Source organism: Flexivirga lutea (assembly GCF_054778955.1).
In genome coordinates this window covers 159,318-178,313 of sequence record NZ_BAAGZB010000002.1, presented here as the reverse complement: position 1 = coordinate 178,313, position 18,996 = coordinate 159,318, and the positions used below count along the sequence as shown (strand labels likewise).

The following is an 18,996-nucleotide window of genomic DNA, read 5'->3' as shown; positions in this document are numbered from 1 at the left end:
GCGTCGTGCGTGGGGTCCTTCCCGTTCCTCGACCCGCCGGGCGGGCGGTCGTCATACGCCTCTATCGTCGGCGACGTGGCTTCCTCTCTCAGCGCCCTGTCCGGCGCCCCGGTCCTGGCCCACGTCGACCGCGGCGGATTCATCGAGTCGGTGCACCGTGGCGTGGCGGTGATCACCACGCCGGACGGTGGCGTCGATCTGGAGGTCGGCGACGCCTCGGCACCGTGCTTTCCGCGCTCATCCAACAAGCCGATGCAGACCCTGGCGATGGTGCGCAGCGGCCTGCAACTGGACGACCCCCGGCTCGTCGCACTGGCCAGCGCCAGCCACTCCGGCGAGGAGTTCCACCTCGCGGGAGTGCGCACCATCCTGACCGGCGCCGGCCTCGGCGAGACCGATCTGCAGAACACCCCGGACCTGCCCTATGACGAGCAGGCGCGCAACGACTGGTTGCGGGAGGGCCACGGTCCCACCTCGATCACCCAGAACTGCTCGGGCAAGCATGCCGGCATGCTGGCGACCTGCGTCGCGAACGGCTGGGACATCACGACCTACCGCGACCCGCAGCACCCGCTGCAGCAGGCGATGGCCGACACGATCGGCGACCTCGCGCACGAGCAGATCGCAGCGGTCGCGACCGACGGGTGCGGTGCACCGGTGATGGCGATCTCGCTGATCGGGCTGGCGCGCGCGTTCGGCGCGATCGCCGCCGCCCGCCCGGAGACCCACGAGGCGACGGTGCGCGACGCCATCCGCTCGCACCCGGAGTACCTCGGCGGCACCCGCCGCGACGTGACCGCGCTGATCCGGGGGGTCGACGGCCTGATCGCCAAGGACGGCGCCGAGGCGGTGTATGCCGTGGGCCTCTCCGACGGTCGCGGTCTGGCGGTCAAGATCGCCGACGGCGGCCAGCGGGCCAGGCCGGTCGTCATGGCCGAGCTGCTGCGCCGGGCCGGCGTGACCGGTCCGGCGGTCGACCAGCTGGGTACGGCGGAAGTGCTCGGACACGGCGAGCCGGTCGGGGCGATCACTGCCGTCATACCGTGAAGGCACAGGCGCCGGACAGCGGGCGGGTTAGGCTTTCGGCATGGGAAGTCTGATCCACCTGCAGGAGACGGTCGCGCTCGTGCTCGGCGTCGTGCTCTTCGCGATGCAGCTGTTCGCGCTCGTCGACTGCATCCGCCAGCGCGCCGACGCCTTCACCGCCGCCGGCAAGCTGAGCAAGCCCGCCTGGTTGGCGATCACCGCCGTGGCGTGCATGATCGGTTTCCTGTTCATCCTCTCGCCGATCAGCATCTTCGAGATCGCGGCCGTCGTGGCCGCCGGTGTCTATCTGGCCGACGTGCGACCTGCGTTGTTGCAGGTGACCGGTCGTGCCCGCGACAACAACAACGGCCCCTACGGCCGGTGGTGACCGGGCCCCGGCCGTGCTGGAGGAGCAACCGCCGATGGTGACGGCACCGTCACGGGCGCTGGGCAAACTGCGGCCGCAGATCAAGGGCTACGCCTGGGGGTCGCGGACCGTGCTCGCCGAGCTCACCGGCCGGCCCTCGCCCACGGAGCAGCCCGAGGCCGAGCTGTGGATGGGCGCGCACGAGGCCGCCCCGTCCGGCATCGCCGACACCACGCTGGACCGGTTGGTCGCCCGCGACCCGGTCGCCGCTCTGGGTGCCCGCGTCGCGGCCCGCTTCGAGGGCCGTTTCCCGTTCCTGCTCAAGATCCTCGCACCGGAGACGCCGCTGTCCATCCAGGTACACCCGAACGCCGAGCAGGCGCTCGCGGCGGTGGCCGGCACGTATGTCGACCGGTGGCCCAAGCCCGAGGCTCTCGTCGCGGTCACCGACTTCGAGATCTTCGCCGGGCTGCGTTCGTATGACGACATCCGCCGCGTCGTCGGCTCGTTGGACGTGCCCCGGCTGTCCGCCATGTTGGCCGCCGTGGCGAGCGGACCGGAGCCGGTGACCAGCCTGCTGGTCGCCCTGCTGCGGGCACCGGTCGACGAGCAGCGCGCCCTGATCGCCGAGATCGTCGCGGCGTGCGGCAAACGGCTGAGCGGGCCGGACAGCGTGGCGTTCGAGGCGGTGCTGCGGGCCGCCCGGCAGTTCCCCGGGGACGTCGGACCTGCGGTCCTGTTGCTGATGGTGCACCGGGTGCTCCGGCCCGGCGACTACATCTTCGTGCCCGCCGGGGTGCTGCACGCCTACGTGCGCGGCACCTGCGTGGAGCTGCTGGCCAACTCCGACAACATCGTCCGCGCCGGCCTGACCCCCAAACCGGTCAACATCGACGAGTTGCTGCGCATCGTCGACACCGACCGCGAGATGGTGCCCGAGCATCCGACGCCGGGACGGGTCCATTCCTTCCCCGTCGAGGTGCCGCACTTCCAGCTGCACGTGGTCGAGCCGGGGGAGCAAGGCATCCAACTGCCCGGTGCCGACCGACCGCGGATCGCGCTCGCGCTGCACGAGGCGGTCACCATCCGGTGCGGCGATACCACACTGGAACTTGCGGCGGGGGAGTCGTGTTTCGTCGGTGCGTGCGAGAGCGCCGCGACCGTGTCCGGCCGCGGCACGGTCTACCTCGCGACCTCCGGGATGCCCAACTAGTTCGTGGGTCCCCGCTGCGATGCGGGTGCTTGCGCTGCGGCCGGCCGGACCGCGCGCTGCGAACCGTCCGCAGCGGTTTCGCAGAGGACGTGCGCACAGTGATCGGTGTTCCGTTCACACGCCACGTCAGGGAGATGGTCACGATGGTCAACACACGTTCTCGGATGAACCGCACCGCAGCTCTGGTCGGTGTCTCGACCATGGTCGCGGGCGCGGCCTTCACGATGGCGATGCCGGCAGCGCACGCGGCGACTGCGCGCAATGGGGTGTGCGAGTCCGGCGAGTTCTGTCTGTACTACAACTCGAACGAGGCGGGTTCGGTCTCGGACTTCAACACCTCGATCTCGGATTACGGTGCGACGCAGCCGGGTTGTTATGAGTTCAAGGGGAGCGGTGCCGGTCAGGGCCTGTGTGTGAAGAATCAGGCTGCGTCGGTCTGGAATCGCACGGGCAAGACGGTTTACGTCTATTACAACAGCGGGTATGCCGGGTCGAAGCAGTCGTTCGGTGCCGGGGTGAAGGGGAATCTGAACGCCACGTTGAAGAACAACAACGCGGCGCACCACATCGGCGCCTTTTCCGGTGGGGCGGCGCAGAGCCCGGTCAACGACTATCCCTACCGCAACTCGGCTGCGGATGTGGTCGACCGGTGGAACTTCTACACCCGCGAATGCACCTCGTTCGCGGCCTGGCGGCTGCACAACCGCGACGGCATCAACTTCTCCAACTCCTACAAGGGTCAGCACTGGGGCAATGCCGGACACTGGTACACCGCGGCCAAGGCTGCGGGCATCTCGGTGAACCGGACGCCGAAGGTCGGTGCCATCGCGGTGAACACGGTGCACAAGGTCGGCCACGTCGCCTACATCGAGAAGGTCTACTCGGACGGCTCGTTCGACGTCGAGGAATACAACTGGGGCGTCGTCCACGGCTACACCGCCCGGCGGCACATCTCCGGGCTGAACAGCGCCGACGGCGGCTTCCAGTACGCCATCCACTTCTGAGCCGCTGCACCGGACAGGGACGAGAAGCCATGGCAGGCAAACATTTTCACGACCGTCGCAGTCGTATGGCGACAGCGCTGCTCGTCGGCGCGGTCGTCGCAGCAGGATCCGGCGCGCTGTTCGCCGCACCGGCGCACGCGGCGACGGCGCGCAATGGGGTGTGCGAGTCCGGCGAGTTCTGTCTGTACTACAACTCGAACGAGGCGGGTTCGGTCTCGGACTTCAACACCTCGATCTCGGATTACGGTGCGACGCAGCCGGGTTGTTATGAGTTCAAGGGTGCTGGGGCCGGTAAGGGCCTGTGTGTGAAGAATCAGGCTGCGTCGGTGTGGAATCGCACGGGCAAGACGGTTTACGTCTATTACAACAGCGGGTATGCCGGGTCGAAGCAGTCGTTCGGTGCCGGGGTGAAGGGGAATCTGAACGCCACGTTGAAGAACAACAACGCGGCGCACCACATCGGAGCCATCTCCGGCACGGTCAGCGGCGCGACGGTGATCTCCCGCGCCAAGGTCTGGGTCGACGCCGGCGTCCCCTACAGCCAGACGCACTACTACCAGGGTTACCGGGAGGACTGCTCCGGTTACGTGTCCATGGCATGGGGACTGGCCAAGCCGGGCACGACGACTGCGGGAATGCCCAACTACGGCAGGTACATCAGCAAGTCCGCGCTGCGCAAGGGCGACGTGCTGCTGAACTCCACCGCCGGCAGCCAGGGCCACGTGGTGATCTTCGAGAAGTGGGCGAACACCGCGCACACGTCCTACTGGGCCTATGAGGAGAGCGGCAGTCACGGTGCCGTGCATCGGGTGAACCCCTACCCGTACTACGCGGGCTACGGCACGTTCAAACCGTTCCACTACAGCAAGCTGTCCTCCTGAAAAGCGCTGTCGGTCGGCATGATTCAGCTGGAGGACGCCGGACCCGCGACGTCCTCCAGCTGCCGGCCGAACGCCTTGTCGAACTCCTCGCGCGCGGCCAGATCGGCCGACGCGCGGGCGGCGCGTTCCTGCCGTCGCAGTTCCCCGGCGGCGGCGTGCTGGCCCTGCTTGGCCAGCACCACCGACAGGTCGTGCATGGCCGCGGCGACGCTGAGCGGCCGGTCCAGCGCGGTGCACTCCTCGATGCTCTCGCGCAACTCCTGCTCCGCCTCGTCGAGCCGTCCGAGCGCGGCGAGCGCGCGGGCCCGGGTGCGCCGGGCGCGTGCGGCGAGGAAGAGGTCCTGGGAGTCGACAGCGCGGCGCCATACGACGTCCGCCTCGTGCAGGGCGTCCGCGTCGCGACCGAGCTGGTAGCTCATCTCCGAGCGCGCGTCGAGCGCGTAGGACAGCAGATGCTGCTCACCCAGATCCTGCAGCAAGGTGGTCACTTCGGTGAGCAGCACGTTGACCGAGCCCAGGTGGTGCTGGCGCCAGCTGACCCGGGCGAGCTCGATGGTGGCGGTGGCATAAGCGATCCGGTCACCGTCGGTCGCCAGCAGCTCCCGGGCACGCATCAACTCCTGCTCGGCGGCGGCGAGTTCGTCGTAGTCGTTGTGCAGCACGCCGCGCACCGTGCTGGCCCACCCGGCGTAGGTCGGGTCCTCGCCGCCGGCCAGCAGACCCTCGGCGCGGGACAGCGCCGCCTCCACCTCGGGCCGCCGGCCCAGGGACAGCGCCGCCTGGGCGGTGACGATGTCGGCGGCTGCGGCGGCCCGGTTGGCGCCCAGTAGGGTCAACGCCTTGCGCGCACCGCCGGCTGCGGTGAGCGCGGCCCGGGACTCCGAGCGTAGATCCTGCCGATGCCACGCCTCGGCGAGCTGCAGCAAGGCACGGCCGAGCTGCTGGTCGGAGGAGGCGGAGTCCAGGCGCTCGCGGACCGTCGAGGCGATGCCCAGCCAGCTGCCATGGCCGGCGAAGGTGTGTTGCGCGTTGGCGGCGGCGACCAACAGGCGCCAGGACAGCTCCGGCAATGTGCCGGCCACGGCTTCGGCGACGGTCAGCATCGCTCGTCCGTCGGCCCGGAAGAAGGCTCGTGCCTCGGCGACACCGGTGCGCGGCGGGGAGGGGGAGGACCACCGAGGCGGGACGGTGCCCGCCGGCTCGTCCGGCATCGGCGGTGGCGTGGGTACGAAGCGCCGGTGGAAGGCGTCATGGAATCCGGCGGCGCGGCGCAGCAGTTCGCGTCCCAGGTCGGTGAGCGCCACGTGCTGTATGGCCTCGTCGACCGGCCGGGCGGCGCGGGCGAACTGCGCGACCAGACTGTGCAGCCGGTAGGTCGTGGTCTCGTTGTCGCGTTCGACCGGTTCGATCAGGTTGGTCGCCAGCAGCGTCTCGACCAGGTCGTCCCCGGTGTCCTCGTCGTGCAGGATCGTTCCGGGCATCCAGCCGCTGAGGCCGCTGAGCGGCAGATGCGCCAGCAGCGAGATCGCCTGCTGTTCGCCCTCGGTACGACGTTCCCACACCAGCTGGACACTCTTGCGCAGGCCGTCCAGCGCATCCCGGCCACCGGTCGAGCTGGACAGCAGCCGTTGCGCCATCGGCCCGAACTGTCGGTCCGGCCGGTGTGCGAGCCGTCCGGCCACGAGGCGGATGGCCAGCGGCAGCCGGCCGGTGGCGTTGAGCAGCGCGGTCGCCCCGTCGACGTCGGCTGCGACACGGTCGTCGCCGATGAGCGCAGCGAGCAGCACCCGGGCATCGTCGATCTGCAAGGACCGCAACCGGATCGAGGACCAGTCCTCCACCTCGGTGTCGATGCCGCGCGACGTCACGATCGCCATCGACCCCGCGGACACGGGCAGGATCTGCTCGAGTGCGTCGGCGATCCGTGCGGTGACCTCCGGCAGGTTGTCGATCACGATGACGACGCGGCGTTCCTCCAGGATCGACCGGAAGAGGCCGATGCGCGCGGTCACGTCCTCGGGTATGGCGCGGGTCCGGACACCGAGCAGTCGCAGGAAGGAGCCGAGGATGCCCGACACGTCCAGTCCGTCGGTGTTGCCGAGGTCGGCATACAGCGTCCCGTCGGGGAAGCCGTCCTGCACGTTGCGGGCAGCTCGGATGGCCAGCGCGCTCTTACCGACACCGGTCAGCCCGGTGATGGTGACCAGCACGGCCTCCTCGCCGGCGCGTTCGGCGGCGCACCGGATGTGGCGGATCTCCTGGTCCCGGCCGACGAAATGGGACGGGTCCCGGGGCAGCGTGCGTGGCACCGGCAACTGCGCGACGCCCGCGGTGTGCGTGGTCGCGGGTGCGTCGGTCGTGGCCGGTGGTGGCGCTGCTGGTGCGGACGCTGCCTCCCTGCCCGGTCCCGTCCCGACGGCCTGGCGCGGCCGGTCCGGTGGTTCGGTGGCGGACGCTGCTCCGGCCGCCGGGTCGGCGCTGTGGAGCACGTCGTGATGCGCGGTGCGCAGCACTTCGGACGGCGCGACGCCGAGCTCCTGGTCCAGCCGCCGGTAGATGTCCCGGTAGACGCGCAACGCCTCCTCCTGCCGGCCGGTGGCAGCGAGGACGCGCATCAGCTGCGCGGCGAACGTCTCGTGGAACGGCTGATCCTGCACGAGGGCGGTCAACCGCGTTGTCAGGCCACGCAATTCGCCCAGCCGGATGGCGATCTCGTTGCATTCCTCGATGACGGCCAGCCGCTCGCCGATGAGCGTCTCCTGCGCCAGGTGCACCTCGTCGGTGAGCGGTATGTTCTGCAGCGGCGGCCCGGCGAACAGCTCGATCGCCGCGCTGAGGCGGCCCCACCGGTCGGCGTCGTCCGTGCCTCCCGCGATCAGCTCATGCCATGCGGCGCGGTCTGACCGCACGCCGTCCACGAGCCGGTATCCGGTCCTGGTCGTCTCCAGCAGGGCGCGTTCGCGGCCCTTGCGGCGCAGCCCGGACACGAGCGCCTGCACGCGGTTCCGCGCCGATGACGGTGGGTCGTCACCCCAGATCCACGGCACGAGTGAGTCCGCGGCCACCGATCCGCCGTCCGGGCACATGGCGACGCGGGCCAGCAGCGAGCGTTCCAGCTGACTGAGCGGCAGAGGCGCGGAGCCGCACAGGAGTTCGACCTGACCCAGCACGCGAAGGTGGGCGCAGTCCCCTGCAGTACGCATGGCAGTCACGGTAATCCGACGTACCGGGACGGTGTCGGTTCCGCAGGTGCGGATTTGTCATGCTGCGGCTCGGGGAGCGACGGCCGCCCAGGCGACCGTCAGTTCGCCCAGCCGCCAGCGTGCCGGACCGTCCAGCAACGGCCACCCGTCGGCGCGCAACGCGGTTGCGGTTGCGAGGAACCGCTGCCGGGCACCGTATGACGCGTGCGGACCGGCCTTGGCCCAGGCGAGGTCGAGAGCGCGCAGGAAGTCATGGATCGGCTCACCCGGCACGTTGCGGTGGATCAGCGCCTTGGGCAGTCGTTCGGCGACGACGCTCGGGGTCGCCAGGTCGCGCAGGTGCAGGGACAGGCTCAACGACCGTGGACCGCAGCGGTCCAGGGTGACCCAGGTCGTCACGCGTCCGATCTCGTTGCAGGTGCCGTCGATGAGCAGCCCGTGCGGGTGCAGGCGGTCCTGGAGGCGCCGCCACGCCCCCGGGACCTCCCGCTCGTCATACTGACGCAGCACGTTGAACGCCCGGACGACGGTGGCGCTGCCCGCGACCGGGATCTCGAAACCGCCTCGAACGAAAGACAACCCGTCTGCAGTGAACGGAGCGGCGGCCGCGACCCTGGCCGGGTCGATCTCGACACCCACCACTCGTGCGTCGGCACGCAGGTCGCGCACGCGTTGGTGCAGCTCCACCGCGGTGCGCGGATTGGCGCCGTACCCGAGGTCGACCAGCAACGGCGGTTCGGCCGGGCGACGCAGCAGCCGCGACTGGGTGCCGAGCAGCCAGCGGTCACAGCGACGCAGCCGGTTGGGTGCGGTGGTGCCGCGGGTGATGGATCCGACCGGACGTTCCACTCGCACCGCGCAAGGATAGGGGTGCGAGACTGGGCGGGTGACGACAGCTCCCGACCGGCCGTGCCCGGTGCGCCGGGTCGCGATGATCAGCGTGCACACCTCACCCCTGGATCAGCCGGGCACCGGCGATGCCGGCGGCCTCAACGTCTATGTGGTCGAGACCGCAAAACGCTTGGGACGGCTCGGGGTCGAGGTGGAGATCTTCACCCGTCGCACGTCTGCCGCGCTGGCCGAGACCGTGCAGCTGGCGCCCGGGGTGCTGGTGCGGCACATCGACGCCGGACCCTACGAGGGCCTGGCCAAGAACGACCTGCCCGGTCAGCTGTGCGCCTTCGCCGCGGGCGTGATGCGGCACGTCGCGGCCAGTCCGGAGGGGCACTACGACCTGGTGCATTCGCATTACTGGCTCAGCGGGCAGGTGGGCTGGCTGGCTGCCGACCGGTGGGACGTGCCGTTGGTGCACACGATGCACACGATGGCCAGGGTCAAGAACGCGTCGCTGGCGGCCGACGACCGCCCCGAACCCACCGGGCGTGAGATCGGTGAGGAGCAGGTCGTCCGCGTGGCGAGCCTGCTGGTCGCCAACACGCCGCGGGAGGCCCGCGAGCTCGTGGAGCTGTATGACGCGGACCCCGAGCTGGTCGAAGTCGTCTCTCCCGGCGTCGATCTGGACATCTTCACACCGGGGGACACCGCCGCTGCGCGGTCGGCGGTGTGCCTGCCCGAGGACGCCGAGGTGGTGCTCTTCGTCGGCCGGATCCAGCCGCTGAAGGCCCCCGACGTGCTGCTGCGCGCGGTGGCGAAGCTGCTCGAACGTGACCCGGCGCGTCGGGACCGGCTGGTGGTGGCCGTCCTGGGCGGCCCGAGCGGCACCGGGCTGGACAAGCCGCGCGGCCTGCAGCAACTGGCCCGGCAACTGGGCATCGCCGACGTGGTGCAGTTCGTGCCGCCGGTCAGCCGGGCGGACCTGGCGCAGTGGTACCGCGCCGCGGATCTGCTTGCGGTGCCGTCCTATTCGGAGTCGTTCGGTCTCGTGGCCCTGGAAGCGGAGGCGTGCGGCACGCCGGTGCTGGCGGCCGACGTGGGCGGCCTGCCCGACGCGGTCGGTGGTGCCGGACGACTGGTCGACGGGCATGATCCGGACGACTGGGCGACCGCACTCGGTGACCTGTTGGCCGACGAACCGGTCCGCAGGGCGCTGGCCGGCACGGCGGTCGAGCACGCCGCCGCCTTCGGCTGGGACGCCACCAGCGAACGGTTGCTCGAGGTCTACCGCCACGCCTGCCGCTCCGTCGTCGAGGAGCCACCCGATCTGGGCACGCCGAGCTTCGCCGGTGTCCCGTCCGCGCCCATCCCGTGACCGACGCCTGAAAGGCCAGCAGATGACCGACATCCAGCAGACCGTCGAGCACTACCTCACCGAGACCGAGGTCGAGTGGGAGCTCGGCGCCCGTGACGGCGAATTCGTCGTCACTCTGCCGGGGGAACGCAAGCTGAAGACGGTGCTGTCCCTCCTCGTCGGCGAAACCGCCCTGCTCGCAACGGCTTTCGTCATACGACACCCGGACGAGAACCACGCCGACTTCTACCGGTACCTGCTGCGGCGCAACCTGCGCCGACCGGGCATCGCCTACGCGACCGACCAGCACGGTGACGTCTTCGTCGTCTCCCGCACGCCGGTCGCGGCGGTCGACGCGGCATACCTCGACACCCTGTTCGGCATCGTCCTGGAGGCTGCCGACGAGGTCTTCAACGAGTTGCTGGTCATCGGTTTCCGCACGTCGATGCAGAAGGAATGGGACTGGCGCATCAGCCGGGGCGAATCCACCCGCAACCTCGAGGCGTTCCGCCAACTCCTGGACCACGACGCCGACGAGACCGACCGCTCCTAGACTGGCGCGCATGAGCGAGCGCAGCGAGCGACCAGAGAGCACAGGGCATGGCGAGACCCGACGAGGGAGGGGTTCGGCATGACATACACCCTGGTGCTGCTTCGTCACGGCGAGTCCGAGTGGAACGCCAAGAACCTGTTCACCGGCTGGGTCGACGTGCCGCTGAGCGACAAGGGTCGCGCCGAGGCCGTGCACGGGGGGCAGCTCATCGCCGACGGTGGTGTGCTTCCGGACGTCGTGCACACCTCGTTGTTGCGTCGAGCCATCTCGACGGCCGCGCTCGCGCTCGACACCGCCGACCGGCACTGGATCCCGGTGCGCCGCAGCTGGCGGCTCAACGAACGCCACTACGGCGCGCTGCAGGGCAAGGACAAGAAGGCCACACTGGAGCAGTTCGGCGAGGAGCAGTTCATGACCTGGCGCCGCTCGTTCGACGTGCCGCCGCCGCCCATCGAGCAGGGCAGCGAGTTCAGCCAGGCGGGCGACCCGCGGTATGCCGACCTCGGCGACGAACTGCCGGCGACCGAGTGCCTCAAGGACGTCATCGCGCGGTTCCTGCCCTATTGGGAGCAGGCGATCGTCCCGGACCTGCGGGATGGCAGGACGGTGCTCGTCGCCGCGCACGGCAACTCGCTGCGGGCGCTGGTCAAGCACCTCGACGGCATCAGCGACGACGACATCGTGGGCCTGAACATCCCGACCGGTCAGCCGCTGGTCTACCGCCTGGACGAGGACCTGCAGCCGACCGTGCGCGGCGGCGAATACCTCGACCCGGTCGCGGCGAAGGCGGCCGCCGAAGCCGTCGCCAACCAGGGCCGTTGAGCCGTCATTGAATCGTCGGCGGGCGCCTAATCGGCGACCGTTGCCGGTTGTGTACGCAGTCGGGGTCGCGGATGTGCGCCTAATCGGCGACCGTTGCCGGTTGTGTACGCCATCCGGTCGCGGATGTGCGCCTAATCGGCGACCGTTGCCGGTTGTGCACGTGTTCGGGACGTCCCCGTATGACGCCGGCCTCAGCGCTGCAGACCTTCGTCCTGGTTGCCGTAGCGGCCAGTGACGAGGTAGACGATGCGGTCGGCGACGGCGACGGCGTGGTCGCCGAAACGTTCGTAGTAGCGGCTGATCAGGGTGGTGTCGACCGCCGCCTCCGTGCCGTGCTCCCACGTCCGGTCGAGCAACTCACCGAAGATCCTGCGGTGCAGTTCGTCCATCTGGTCGTCGATCGACTCGATCTCGACGGCGCCGTGGACGTCCTTGTTCGCGATGGCCCGGCCGGTGGCGGTGACCAGGCGCTCCGCGACGTCCGCCATCTCGCGCACGGTGCCGTGCAGGCTGTCCGGCACGGCACAGTCGGGGTAGCGGCGGCGGGCCGCCTTGGCCACGTGCCGGGCCAGGTCACCCATCCGTTCGATGTCGCTGGCCATGTGCATCGCGGTCACCACCATGCGCAGGTCGGTGGCGACCGGTTGCTGACGGGCCAGCAGGTCGACCGCTCGATCGTCCACCTCGCGCCGCAGCGCGTCGATGTCGTCGTCGGCGGCGATCACGCTCTCGGCCGTCGGCAGGTCGGTGTCCAGCAGTGCGGTGGTCGCGCGGCGCATCGCCGCACCGACCATCGTGGTCATCTCGACCAGGTCGTCGGACACCTTGTCGAGATCGTCGTGGAATGCGTCGCGCATCGGAACGTGAGTCCTTGTCCGGAGAAGGTGGGGTCGGATCGGTCGGTCCGGACTCTACTGGCGGGCATGTCACGGGGCCCGCTGCTGCCCTCCGGTAGGTCCGTCCACGGTGGACCATCCCAGTCATCGGTGAACACGACGGGACGCCCAGATGAACGCTCGGCGGACAGCCGTCATACAGCGCCGCTGAGGTGAAAAGCGGGTGTCCCAGGTGCGTACATTGGTCGCCGTGATGGTCGCAGTCGTTGCCGCCGTGGTGGCGTTGATCGCCGGTGTCGGCATCGGTGTGCTGCTGCGGGGCCGTGCCCGGCCGGCGCCGGCGGCGGCGCCGATCTCCCCGTTGGCTCCTGCTGCGAGCGACGTCCTGGACGCGCTGCGCTCGGTGGTGGTCGTGCTCGACGCTTCGGACAAGGTCGTGCGGTCCAGCCCGAGTGCCGGGGCGCTGGGCCTGGTGCGCGACACCGAACTCGCCCATGCGCGCCTGCTCGAGCTGGCCCGCGAGGTCCGTCGGGACGGGCAGGTGCGTGAGGTCGAACTCGAGCTGGCCCGCGGCCCGCTGGGCAGCGCCCAGCTCATCCTCGCCGTTCTGGTCGCGCGGCTGCGTGCCCGCCACGTCCTGGTGCTGATCGACGACCGCACGCAGGCCAGGCGGGTTGAGGAGATCCGCCGCGACTTCGTCGTCAACGTCTCCCACGAGCTCAAGACGCCGGTGAGCGGGCTGACGCTGCTGGCGGAGGCGGTGGACGAGGCGCGCGACGACAGCGTGGCGGTGCACCGCTTCGCCGGCCGGATGCAGGTGGAGACCACCCGGCTGGCTCGACTGGTGCAGGAGATCGTCGATCTGTCGCGCCTGCAGGCCGATGACGCGCTGGACGAGCCGGTGCTGGTCGACCTGCGCGACTGCGTGGAGGACGCCGTCGCGCACCTGCAGGTGCTGGCCGACGACAAGAACATCGCCATCGGGACGGCATGGGGCGACCCCGCCGTCCCGGCGCAGGTGTATGGCGACGCCAACCTGCTCACCACCGCGCTGCGCAACCTGGTGGAGAACGCCGTCAACTACTCCGACGGCGGCACCCGGGTCGGGATCACCGTGGAACCCGGCGCCGACTTCGTCACGGTGCTGGTCAAGGACCAGGGTGCCGGCATACCACCCGGCGAGATCGACCGGATCTTCGAGCGGTTCTACCGGGTCGACGCGGCACGATCGCGGCGCACCGGAGGCACCGGCCTGGGGCTGGCGATCGTCAAACACGTGTGCGCCAACCACGGCGGAGATGTCACCGTCTGGTCCGAACCGGGCCAGGGGTCGACCTTCACCGTCCGGCTTCCCGCGGCCCGGCCGGCGCCGCCGCACAGTCCCGCATCACCACCCCGTCATACCCAGCCACAGACGACACGGAAGGTCACCCCATGACGCGCATCCTCGTGGTCGAGGACGAAGTTTCGATCTCCGACCCGCTGACCTACATGCTCGGGAAGGAGGGTTACGAGGTCGCCCTGGCCGAGACCGGTCCGGACGCGCTGCTGGAGTTCGACCGCAGCGGAGCGGATCTGGTGTTGCTGGACCTCATGCTGCCGGGCATGTCGGGCGTCGACGTGTGCCGGGTGCTGCGACAGAAGTCGACGGTCCCGGTCATCATGCTCACGGCCAAGGACAGCGAGGTCGACAAGGTCGTCGGTCTCGAGCTCGGTGCCGACGACTACGTCACCAAGCCGTACTCGGCACGTGAACTGCTGGCGCGGGTCAAGGCGGTCCTGCGAAGGGGCCAGGACGCGGAGGAACTGCTGCCCCCGACGCTCGAGGGCGGACCGGTCCGGATGGACGTCGAACGTCATACCGTGGTGGTGTCGGGTGAGCCGATCTCCTTGCCGCTGAAGGAGTTCGAGCTGCTGGAGCTGTTGCTGCGCAACACCGGACGCGTGCTGACCCGCGCGCAACTGATCGACCGCATCTGGGGCAGTGACTACGTCGGGGACACCAAGACGCTCGACGTGCACATCAAACGGCTGCGCGCCAAGATCGAAGCCGACCCGGGCAATCCGCAGCACATCCAGACCGTCCGCGGCCTGGGCTACAAGTTCGACACGGCCTGAGCATCGGCCGGTCCCGCAGCCGCGAGCTCGACGGACCGGCGCGGCATACGAAACGGCCGCTGGCGGCGACGTGCCGTCAGCGGCCGTCGTATGCCGCGAGGTCGCGCCGCGCTGCGCGACGGATGGAGCCCCGGTCGGGGCCGGTCAGGCCTCCGGCTCCTTGGTCTCGGTGCTCGCCGGGGTCGTGTAGGTGTCGTGCGAGGGCGAGGCGGTGCCGTAGGGGCCCTGGTTGAGCAGCACCGGCACCTCGACCACGGTCGATCCGGTCTTCTGCGTGGTGAAGGTGACCTTCTGCGCCTTGCCCGGCCGGGCGGCGACCGACGGCACGGTGACGGGGGAGACGGTCGCCTTGTCCGCGGCGGTGCGCTTGCCGTCCAGGCGCACGGCGGTCGCTGCGGGGACGGTGATCGACGTGGACGTGTCCCCGGTGGTCACGGTGAGCTTGATCGGCGACTGGGCGTTGTTGACGGCCAGCCCCTGCAGAGCGCCTGGCGCACCCTTGGCCGAGGCAACGATGAGCAGGTTCTGCAACTGCAGCGAACCGATCGTCTGATCCGTGCCGTCCGCGGCCTCGTAGCTCTTGGTGGTCTGGGCCGGCGAGAGGTACATGCAGCCGCTGAGGGCCGTCGCGGTCGCTGCGAGGGCGACCGCGCCGACGGCGGGTCGGGACACCGAGTTCAGGGAGGAAGGCAGTCGTCGCGTCACACGCGGCAGCCTAGCGGTCCGGCGCCGACCTCTTCGACCCGGCAGGACGCTTCGGTGCGGTGCACCATCACATAACGCGCGCGCGGAGCATGCGCCCGACGGCTTGTCAAGGGACTGGTCGGGGGCTGTGGAAGGCCGCTGACCTGCGGAAACGTTTATGTGACGTGCGCAACTCGTGATATTCTGGGATCCGCGAAAGGGGAAAACAACACATGGTTTTCAAGGTCGGCGAGACGGTCGTTTACCCGCATCACGGAGCGGCGCTCATCGAAGAGATCAAAGTCCGCAAGATCAAGGGAGAGGACAAGCAGTACCTCGTTCTCAAGGTCGCTCAGGGCGACCTGAAGATCGAAGTCCCGGCCGAGAACTGCGACCTGGTGGGGGTCCGCGACGTCGTCAGCAAGGAAGGCCTCGACCGCGTGTTCGAGGTGCTGCGCGCCGACCACACCGAGGAGCCGACCAACTGGTCCCGTCGTTACAAGGCCAACCTGGAGAAGCTCGCCTCCGGTGACGTCATCAAGGTGTCCGAGGTCGTGCGCGACCTGTGGCGCCGTGACCAGGACCGCGGCCTTTCCGCAGGTGAGAAGCGCATGCTCGCCAAGGCCCGCCAGATCCTGGTGTCCGAGCTGGCGCTCGCGGAGCACATCAACGAGGACAAGGCCGAGGCCACCCTCGACGAGGTGCTCGCCTCCTGAGTTCCGTCCCATGAGCTCGGTGTCCCCGCGAAGTATCGGAGGAGCGCAGCCGGGGAGAACCTCACGGGGTATCAGCGCCCACGACTCTTCGGTCGTGGGCGTTGTCGTGGTGGCGGCCGGCATGGGTGTCCGCCTGGGGGCCGGTATGCCGAAGGCGCTCGTCCGCGTCGGCGGCCGCACCTTGGTCGAGCACGCCGTGCAGCGCGCCCGCGAGGTCGGTCGCGCACCCATCGTCGTGGTGGCGCCGACCGCCCACCTGGCCGAATTCGCAGCACTCCTGCCGGGGGCGCGCGTCATACCCGGCGGCGCCGAACGCACCGACTCGGTCGCGGCCGGCCTGGCCGCACTGCCTTCCGAGGTCGACATCGTGCTGGTGCACGACGCGGCACGTGCCCTGGCGCCCCCGGCGCTCTTCGCAGCCGTTGCTGCCGCGGTGGCGGCCGGCGCCGACTGCGTGGTCCCGGGCCTCCCGGTGACCGACACGATCAAGCAGGTCGACCAGGACTGTCGGGTGATCGCGACCCCGGATCGCTCGACGCTGCGGGCGGTGCAGACGCCGCAGGGTTTTCGCCGCGCGGCATTGGAAGCGGCCCACGCCCGCGGTGGTGACGCCACCGACGACGCGATGCTGATCGAACGCTGTGGCGGCACGGTCGTGGTGATCGACGGCGATCCGCTGGCGCTGAAGGTCACCCTGCCGCCGGACATCGAGGCCGCCGAACGCCTGCTCGTCGCGTCCGCGGGTCTCGATACGTCCTCCGCTAGCGCTCCGGCCTACTCGACCGGCGTGGATGTCCCGACGCTCATCGTCCTCGGCGGTCTGCCCGGCACCGGTAAGACATCGCTGGCCCGCGCCCTCGCTCGGCGGATCCCGCTGGCCCACCTGCGCGTTGACACGGTGGAGGGCACGCTGGTGCACACCGGTCTCGTCGACCGGGTCACCGGCCCCGAGGGGTATGCCGTCAGCTTCCGGGTCGCCGGCGACCAGCTCGCCGTGGGCCTGTCCGTGGTGGCCGACACCGTCAACCCGCTGCCGGAGACCCGGGACTGGTGGCGCGACGTCGCCGCACAGCACGGCGCTCGCGTCGTCGAGGTGGAGCTGGAATGCTCTGATGCCGCGGTGCACGAGTCACGGGTCAGTGAGCGGGTTTCCGACATACCCGGGCTCACTGTGCCGACCTGGCAGCAGGTGCTCGACCGGGAATATTTGCCATGGTCGCCGGACCTGCGACTCGACAGCGCCACCGCGGGCCCGGACCAACTTGCCGAGATCGTGATCGATTGGATGAGGAGCCACCCATGACCGTGCCGCGCACCGGGATCGGTGTCGACGTACACGCCTACGCGACCGACGACCGGACGCTCTGGCTGGCCGGGCTGGAGTGGCCGGGGGAGCGCGGCGTCGAGGGTCACAGCGACGGCGACGTGGCCGCACACGCGATGTGCGACGCGCTGTTCTCCGCCGCCGGCCTGGGTGACCTGGGCGCCAACTTCGGTGTCGACCGCCCGGACATGACGGGTGCGTCGGGCGCCCGGTTGCTCGGCGAGGCGTGCAAGCTCCTGTCCGACAACGGTTTCGACATCGGCAACGTGGCGGTGCAGGTCATCGCCAACGGTCCGAAGATCGGCAAGCGGCGGGCCGAAGCTCAAGCCGCCCTGTCCGCAGCCATCGGTGGCGCACCGGTGTCGATCGCCGGGACGACGGCCGACGGCCTCGGCCTGACCGGCCGCGGTGAGGGCGTCGCAGCCATCGCGACCGCCCTCGTCATACCGGTGGAGTAGCCGCGGCCCCATCAAGCCGGGCGAGCAGCGCGACGGCATCGTGCGGCGCGTAACCCCTGCCGTCGTTGTCGAAGTAGACGTGCACGTCCTGTCCGGCGGCGGCCCACTCGCGACACCGATCGGCCCACCGTGCCAGCGATTCGGGACCGTAGCCGCTCATGTACAGCTCCGTCTCCCCGTGCAGCCGCACGTATCGGAACGCCGCTGTGTCGCGGTCGATCACCGGCCATGTGCCGGCGCTGTCCGCCAGCACCATCGCGATCCCGTGCCGCGCCAGCAGCGCCGCGGCCTCCGGCTGCAGGAAGCTCTCGTGACGTGGTTCGAGCGCGTGGCGCAGCGGGGCGTATGCCGTGGCCTCGGTCAGGGTCCGTGATCCGGCGATCTTGTCGCCGTGCCGGGCCGCGAGCTGTTCGGCCTCGAGGGTGTCCCGCGGCAGCACCGCGAAGAACCGTTCCAGCAACTCCGCGTCGTACACCTGGCGAGCCGGCAGCTGCCACAGGATCGGCCCGAGCTTCGGCGGCAGGGCCAGCACCCCCGAGGCGAAGAAGTTCGCCAGTGCCGCCTCGACGTCGCGCAGCCTCTTCAGGTGGGTGATGAAGCGTCCGCCCTTGACGGCGAAGAGGAAGCCGTCGGGGGTCTGGTCGCGCCAGGCGACATACGAGGTGGGGCGCTGGAGTGAGTAGAACGAGGCGTTGATCTCCGCCGACGTCAGGTGGCCGGAGAGGTGTTCCAGCTCCCGGCGGTGCACCAGACCCGATGGGTAGAAGTCGCCCCGCCAGTTCCGGTAGGACCAGCCGGACGTCCCGATGTAGAACGCGCTCACCCGCAGACCATGCCCGTGTCCGGGTCGGCGAAAACGTGCGGTGTCCGATGGCGGTCGCCGGGCTCGATAGGCTGACCGTTCGCGACGACGAGAGGAATCCCGGTGAGCGACATACGGATCGACAAGGTGGTCACCTCCGGCACGTTCAGCCTGGACGGCGGCACGTGGGACGTCGACAACAACGTCTGGATCGTCGGCGACGACACCGAGTGCGTGGTCATCGATGCGGCACACGACGCCGAGGCCATCCACGCGGCCGTGGGTGGGCGACGACTCACCCACATCCTGTGCACGCACGGCCACGACGACCACATCGACGCCGTGAGCGACCTGCTGCAGCTCCATGCCACGGCCCGGGTGCTGATCCACGACGCCGACCGGATGCTGTGGGACCGCGAGATCGGCCGGCCCCCGGACGGTCGGTTGACCGAGGGGCAGGTGATCCCGGTCGGCGGTGCACAGCTGGAGGTCCTGCACACCCCGGGGCATTCACCCGGTGCATGCTGTTTCCTCCTGGCGCAGGAGCACGCGCTGTTCAGTGGCGACACGCTCTTCCAAGGCGGTCCCGGAGCGACCGGGCGGTCGTTCAGCGATTTCGGCACCATCATCGACTCGATCCGGGACCGGCTGCTGGTGCTGCCGCCGGAGACGGTCGTACACACCGGCCACGGCGACGACACCTCGATCGGCGCCGAGGCACCGCACCTGCAGGAGTGGATCGACCGCGGCGCGTGAGCCGGCGCCGCGCACGGTGGCCGGAGGCGCCCTCGGCGACCGTTA

At 69.9% G+C, this 18,996-nt stretch carries 19 protein-coding genes; 14 read left to right on the top strand and 5 right to left on the bottom strand.

What is annotated here, in order from left to right; genetic code table 11:
- The first annotated feature begins 75 nt into the window (after positions 1-75).
- The 5 genes from ACYVBN_RS07265 to ACYVBN_RS07245 all read left to right on the top strand — a co-directional run bounded on the left by ACYVBN_RS07265 (position 76) and on the right by ACYVBN_RS07245 (position 4,491).
- Positions 76-1,047 (top strand): asparaginase, encoded by a 972-nt coding sequence (locus ACYVBN_RS07265; protein WP_460599928.1) that lies wholly within the window; start codon positions 76-78, stop codon positions 1,045-1,047.
- A 40-nt stretch (positions 1,048-1,087) separates the two neighbouring features.
- On the top strand, positions 1,088-1,414 hold the full coding sequence (locus ACYVBN_RS07260) for a DUF2516 family protein (RefSeq protein ID WP_440283778.1): 327 nt from the start codon (positions 1,088-1,090) through the stop codon (positions 1,412-1,414).
- Positions 1,415-1,448: 34 nt separating this feature from the next.
- Entirely contained in the window at positions 1,449-2,606 is a 1,158-nt protein-coding gene (gene manA / locus ACYVBN_RS07255) for a class I mannose-6-phosphate isomerase (protein ID WP_460599927.1), read from the top strand.
- A 164-nt stretch (positions 2,607-2,770) separates the two neighbouring features.
- Positions 2,771-3,610: a CHAP domain-containing protein gene (locus ACYVBN_RS07250; RefSeq protein ID WP_460599926.1), complete on the top strand. Its 840-nt coding sequence runs from the start codon at positions 2,771-2,773 to the stop codon at positions 3,608-3,610.
- Between the two features lie 29 nt (positions 3,611-3,639).
- The gene (locus tag ACYVBN_RS07245) at positions 3,640-4,491 is read left to right on the top strand and encodes a peptidase inhibitor family I36 protein (RefSeq protein ID WP_460599925.1); all 852 of its coding nucleotides are present in this window, start codon (positions 3,640-3,642) and stop codon (positions 4,489-4,491) included.
- Positions 4,492-4,514: 23 nt separating this feature from the next.
- Here ACYVBN_RS07245 and ACYVBN_RS07240 read toward each other — a convergent pair whose 3' ends face one another.
- Together ACYVBN_RS07240 and ACYVBN_RS07235 are read right to left on the bottom strand one after the other, a co-directional pair.
- Positions 4,515-7,694, bottom strand: coding sequence for an AfsR/SARP family transcriptional regulator (locus tag ACYVBN_RS07240; RefSeq protein ID WP_460599924.1), 3,180 nt, complete (start codon positions 7,692-7,694; stop codon positions 4,515-4,517).
- 57 nt (positions 7,695-7,751) lie between these two features.
- Positions 7,752-8,543 carry a class I SAM-dependent methyltransferase gene (locus ACYVBN_RS07235; protein WP_460600829.1) on the bottom strand — a complete coding sequence of 264 codons (792 nt, stop codon included), beginning with the start codon at positions 8,541-8,543 and terminating at the stop codon, positions 7,752-7,754.
- Positions 8,544-8,625: 82 nt separating this feature from the next.
- Between ACYVBN_RS07235 and mshA the strand changes: the two genes are divergently transcribed.
- The 3 genes from mshA to ACYVBN_RS07220 all read left to right on the top strand — a co-directional run bounded on the left by mshA (position 8,626) and on the right by ACYVBN_RS07220 (position 11,257).
- Positions 8,626-9,903, top strand: a complete 1,278-nt coding sequence (mshA, locus tag ACYVBN_RS07230; protein WP_460600828.1) for a D-inositol-3-phosphate glycosyltransferase — start codon at positions 8,626-8,628, stop codon at positions 9,901-9,903.
- 22 nt (positions 9,904-9,925) lie between these two features.
- Positions 9,926-10,435, top strand: coding sequence for a YbjN domain-containing protein (locus ACYVBN_RS07225; RefSeq protein ID WP_440283506.1), 510 nt, complete (start codon positions 9,926-9,928; stop codon positions 10,433-10,435).
- Between the two features lie 78 nt (positions 10,436-10,513).
- Entirely contained in the window at positions 10,514-11,257 is a 744-nt protein-coding gene (locus ACYVBN_RS07220; protein WP_440283505.1) for a phosphoglyceromutase, read from the top strand.
- A 191-nt stretch (positions 11,258-11,448) separates the two neighbouring features.
- Here the strand turns inward: ACYVBN_RS07220 and phoU are convergent, their stop codons facing one another.
- Complete coding sequence (gene phoU / locus ACYVBN_RS07215) at positions 11,449-12,114, bottom strand: phosphate signaling complex PhoU family protein (RefSeq protein ID WP_460599923.1); 666 nt, start codon at positions 12,112-12,114, stop codon at positions 11,449-11,451.
- Positions 12,115-12,346: 232 nt separating this feature from the next.
- Between phoU and ACYVBN_RS07210 the strand changes: the two genes are divergently transcribed.
- On the top strand, positions 12,347-13,531 hold the full coding sequence (locus ACYVBN_RS07210; protein ID WP_460600827.1) for a sensor histidine kinase: 1,185 nt from the start codon (positions 12,347-12,349) through the stop codon (positions 13,529-13,531).
- Complete coding sequence (locus ACYVBN_RS07205; protein WP_440283503.1) at positions 13,528-14,211, top strand: winged helix-turn-helix domain-containing protein; 684 nt, start codon at positions 13,528-13,530, stop codon at positions 14,209-14,211. The genes ACYVBN_RS07210 and ACYVBN_RS07205 overlap by 4 nt, the downstream gene beginning before the upstream one ends.
- Before the next feature lie 144 nt (positions 14,212-14,355).
- Here the strand turns inward: ACYVBN_RS07205 and ACYVBN_RS07200 are convergent, their stop codons facing one another.
- Positions 14,356-14,916 (bottom strand): hypothetical protein, encoded by a 561-nt coding sequence (locus ACYVBN_RS07200; protein ID WP_460599922.1) that lies wholly within the window; start codon positions 14,914-14,916, stop codon positions 14,356-14,358.
- A gap of 212 nt (positions 14,917-15,128) precedes the next feature.
- On the opposite strand from ACYVBN_RS07200, the gene ACYVBN_RS07195 reads away from it, so the two are divergent.
- The 3 genes from ACYVBN_RS07195 (at position 15,129) to ispF (ending at position 17,393) form a co-directional block, all read left to right on the top strand.
- Complete coding sequence (locus tag ACYVBN_RS07195) at positions 15,129-15,611, top strand: CarD family transcriptional regulator (RefSeq protein ID WP_440281817.1); 483 nt, start codon at positions 15,129-15,131, stop codon at positions 15,609-15,611.
- Between the two features lie 94 nt (positions 15,612-15,705).
- The gene (gene ispD / locus ACYVBN_RS07190; protein WP_460599921.1) at positions 15,706-16,914 is read left to right on the top strand and encodes a 2-C-methyl-D-erythritol 4-phosphate cytidylyltransferase; all 1,209 of its coding nucleotides are present in this window, start codon (positions 15,706-15,708) and stop codon (positions 16,912-16,914) included.
- Positions 16,911-17,393 carry a 2-C-methyl-D-erythritol 2,4-cyclodiphosphate synthase gene (gene ispF / locus ACYVBN_RS07185; RefSeq protein ID WP_460599920.1) on the top strand — a complete coding sequence of 161 codons (483 nt, stop codon included), beginning with the start codon at positions 16,911-16,913 and terminating at the stop codon, positions 17,391-17,393. Before ispD ends, ispF begins: the two co-directional genes overlap by 4 nt.
- Here ispF and ACYVBN_RS07180 read toward each other — a convergent pair.
- Positions 17,377-18,216 (bottom strand): DUF72 domain-containing protein, encoded by an 840-nt coding sequence (locus ACYVBN_RS07180; RefSeq protein WP_460599919.1) that lies wholly within the window; start codon positions 18,214-18,216, stop codon positions 17,377-17,379. The genes ispF and ACYVBN_RS07180 overlap by 17 nt on opposite strands.
- Positions 18,217-18,312: 96 nt before the next feature.
- Between ACYVBN_RS07180 and ACYVBN_RS07175 the strand changes: the two genes are divergently transcribed.
- Complete coding sequence (locus ACYVBN_RS07175; protein ID WP_460600826.1) at positions 18,313-18,951, top strand: MBL fold metallo-hydrolase; 639 nt, start codon at positions 18,313-18,315, stop codon at positions 18,949-18,951.
- Positions 18,952-18,996 lie beyond the last annotated feature (45 nt).

Coding starts and splice junctions, on each gene's coding strand:
- ispF (WP_460599920.1), top strand. CDS start 16,911: ATGACCGTGCCGCGCACCGGGATCGGTGTCGACGTACACGCCTACGCG.
- manA (WP_460599927.1), top strand. CDS start 1,449: ATGGTGACGGCACCGTCACGGGCGCTGGGCAAACTGCGGCCGCAGATC.
- ACYVBN_RS07195 (WP_440281817.1), top strand. CDS start 15,129: ATGGTTTTCAAGGTCGGCGAGACGGTCGTTTACCCGCATCACGGAGCG.
- mshA (WP_460600828.1), top strand. CDS start 8,626: ATGATCAGCGTGCACACCTCACCCCTGGATCAGCCGGGCACCGGCGAT.
- ACYVBN_RS07225 (WP_440283506.1), top strand. CDS start 9,926: ATGACCGACATCCAGCAGACCGTCGAGCACTACCTCACCGAGACCGAG.
- ACYVBN_RS07260 (WP_440283778.1), top strand. CDS start 1,088: ATGGGAAGTCTGATCCACCTGCAGGAGACGGTCGCGCTCGTGCTCGGC.
- ACYVBN_RS07240 (WP_460599924.1), bottom strand. CDS start 7,694: ATGCGTACTGCAGGGGACTGCGCCCACCTTCGCGTGCTGGGTCAGGTC.
- ACYVBN_RS07250 (WP_460599926.1), top strand. CDS start 2,771: ATGAACCGCACCGCAGCTCTGGTCGGTGTCTCGACCATGGTCGCGGGC.
- ACYVBN_RS07245 (WP_460599925.1), top strand. CDS start 3,640: ATGGCAGGCAAACATTTTCACGACCGTCGCAGTCGTATGGCGACAGCG.
- ACYVBN_RS07205 (WP_440283503.1), top strand. CDS start 13,528: ATGACGCGCATCCTCGTGGTCGAGGACGAAGTTTCGATCTCCGACCCG.
- phoU (WP_460599923.1), bottom strand. CDS start 12,114: ATGCGCGACGCATTCCACGACGATCTCGACAAGGTGTCCGACGACCTG.
- ACYVBN_RS07210 (WP_460600827.1), top strand. CDS start 12,347: ATGGTCGCAGTCGTTGCCGCCGTGGTGGCGTTGATCGCCGGTGTCGGC.
- ACYVBN_RS07220 (WP_440283505.1), top strand. CDS start 10,514: ATGACATACACCCTGGTGCTGCTTCGTCACGGCGAGTCCGAGTGGAAC.